The sequence below is a fragment of the Aeromonas sp. R7-4 genome, from assembly GCF_040908055.1.
GTDB lineage: Bacteria > Pseudomonadota > Gammaproteobacteria > Enterobacterales > Aeromonadaceae > Aeromonas > Aeromonas sanarellii.
The window spans coordinates 1-2,947 of sequence record NZ_JBFODA010000055.1 but is presented as its reverse complement, the minus strand read 5'-3'; the positions used below and the strand labels follow the sequence as shown (position 1 = coordinate 2,947).

Genomic DNA, 2,947 nt, shown 5'->3' with positions numbered 1-2,947 from the left:
ACGGCAACTGGAGCGTCACCGCCAAAGTTGTCTTAAGCGGTGAGCTGGATCACCAGGGGAGCGAGTCCCTCAATTTGCCGCTCACCGTAACCCTGACCGACAAGGACGGGGACAGGGTCTCCACCGACTTGCCGCTCATCGTCAAGGACGGCAATGCGCCCGTCTTCGTGGCAGGCAGCGGGGTGAGCCTGGATGAGCGCCATCTCGACGGCAGCAACCCCCTGACCGGCACCGGCCACTTCCAGATCAATGCCGGCTCGGATCGGGTGAGCGAGGTGTCGTTTGCCGACATCAGCGAGCAGCCGGCCCTGACCGCCCTGGGTCAGAGCGTCAAATACGAGCTGGTCGACGGCGATGCCAGCATCCCGGGCAATCAGGTGCTGAAGGGCTATGTGGAAGTCAACGGCCAGCGCGTCGAGGTGCTTCAGGTCGAACTGGTGGGCAAGCTGGACAACGCCGCCAGCAACGGTTTTGACTACAAGGTGACCCTGTTCGAGGGGGTTCACCAGAGCGGCAACACCGTGACCGACCTGCCGTTCAAGCTCAATATCGTCGACAGCGACAAGGGCAGCGGCAACAACGACAGCACCACGGGCACCCTCAACGTCAGCATCGTCGAGGGCGATACCCCGACCCTCACCCTGACCGGGGTGACGCTCAGTGAAGGCCGCTTCGACGGCGCCGCCAACAACCAGACGGCGGACGATCAGCAGGCCACCGGCAGCCTGACCATCACGGCGGACTCCGATCCCGTGGTGGACGTGCGGCTGACCCTCTCCGGCCAGGTGGTGGATGGGAGCGGCAAGGCCATCACCCACAACGGTGAGACCCTGACCTGGCAGGAGGTGCCGGGCAGCAACGGTCACGGCTTCCAGGCAGTGACCGCCAGCGGCACCCTGGTGCTGACGGTGACCCTGCCGAGCGTGCCGGGGCGCATCGAAGCTCACACCCAGGCAACCCTGGACTATCAGGTGAAGGTACACACCAACCTGGATCACGGGGCCGACGACAGGCTCGACCTGACCCTGCCGGTCAAGGTGACCGACAGCGATGGCTCGGTGATCACCGGCAGCACCACCGCAGTGATCACCGACGCCGCCGATCCTCACCTCGGCATCGACAGCGGAGTCACCTTGCAGGAAGGGGCCTCTGGCCAGACCCTGGATGGCCAGCTGCCGGTCAATGTGGGCAGCGATCGCCTGGTGTCGCTGAACTTCGAGGTGAACCAGCCCGGTCTGAATGGCCTCACCAGCGGCGGCCAGCCGACCCACTATGAGGTGAACGGCAACGTCATCACCCTGCTGGATGCGGGCGGCAAGACCATTCTGACCGTGACCCTGGGGCTGGATGGCAAATATCAGGTGGCGCTCGATGGCGTACTGGATCAACCGGTCAGCACCAACAGCGTCAACCTGGGGCTGCAAGTACAGGGCACCGACTTTGACGGGGACAAGAGCAACCTCGGCACCCTCAATATTCATATCACCGACGGCGCCTTGCCCCAGGTGGACCCGGTTTCCCTCACCCTGGTGGAGGACAGCGACTGGAGCGCGGCCCAGACCCTCACCGGGGATCTCAATATCACCGCAGGCGCCGACCCCCTGGTCCATATCGGCTTCGATGCCAGCCAGCCGGGCCTGCAGGGCCTCACCAGCGGCGGCCAGCCCGTGGTCATCAGAGTCAGCGGCAACAGCATCAGCGGCACGGTCAACGGCCAGAACGTCTTCACCTTGACGCTGGATCAGAACGGCCACTACGTCTTCACCCTCAACCAGCCGCTGGATCAGGGCAGCACTGACAGTCTGCTCAAGGCGGGCTTTACCCTCACGGACAGTGACGGAGATAAAGTCTCCTCCACCCTGACCGTGGCCATCGGCGATGGGGCCAACCCGGTCATCAGCGCCGTGACCGGCACCGAGATGAAGGAGGCGAACCAGGGCGACGGCGCCGTGGTGAGCACCATGAGCTTCACCGTCAACCACGGTGCTGATGCCTTGGCGCCCGATAGCCTCAAGTTCGATATCGCGGCCATTCAGCAGTGCCTGGATGGCAACTACAACAGCCACGGCAGCAAGGTCACCTTCACCCTGGATGCCAATGGGGATCTGGTGGGCACCAGTAGCGACGGCCACGAGGTGCTGCGGGCCGAGCTGAGCCTGGTGGAGAGCAACGGCAACTGGAGCGTCACCGCCAAAGTTGTCTTAAGCGGTGAGCTGGATCACCAGGGGAGCGAGTCCCTCAATTTGCCGCTCACCGTAACCCTGACCGACAAGGACGGGGACAGGGTCTCCACCGACTTGCCGCTCATCGTCAAGGACGGCAATGCGCCCGTCTTCGTGGCAGGCAGCGGGGTGAGCCTGGATGAGCGCCATCTCGACGGCAGCAACCCCCTGACCGGCACCGGCCACTTCCAGATCAATGCCGGCTCGGATCGGGTGAGCGAGGTGTCGTTTGCCGACATCAGCGAGCAGCCGGCCCTGACCGCCCTGGGTCAGAGCGTCAAATACGAGCTGGTCGACGGCGATGCCAGCATCCCGGGCAATCAGGTGCTGAAGGGCTATGTGGAAGTCAACGGCCAGCGCGTCGAGGTGCTTCAGGTCGAACTGGTGGGCAAGCTGGACAACGCCGCCAGCAACGGTTTTGACTACAAGGTGACCCTGTTCGAGGGGGTTCACCAGAGCGGCAACACCGTGACCGACCTGCCGTTCAAGCTCAATATCGTCGACAGCGACAAGGGCAGCGGCAACAACGACAGCACCACGGGCACCCTCAACGTCAGCATCGTCGAGGGCGATACCCCGACCCTCACCCTGACCGGGGTGACGCTCAGTGAAGGCCGCTTCGACGGCGCCGCCAACAACCAGACGGCGGACGATCAGCAGGCCACCGGCAGCCTGACCATCACGGCGGACTCCGATCCCGTGGTGGACGTGCGGCTGACCCTCTC

1 pseudogene is annotated in these 2,947 nt (G+C 64.3%); it reads left to right on the top strand.

Going from position 1 to position 2,947, the window contains the following annotated elements:
• A pseudogene (locus AB5Y72_RS14825) lies at nt 1-2,947 on the top strand (type I secretion protein); the annotation flags it as partial.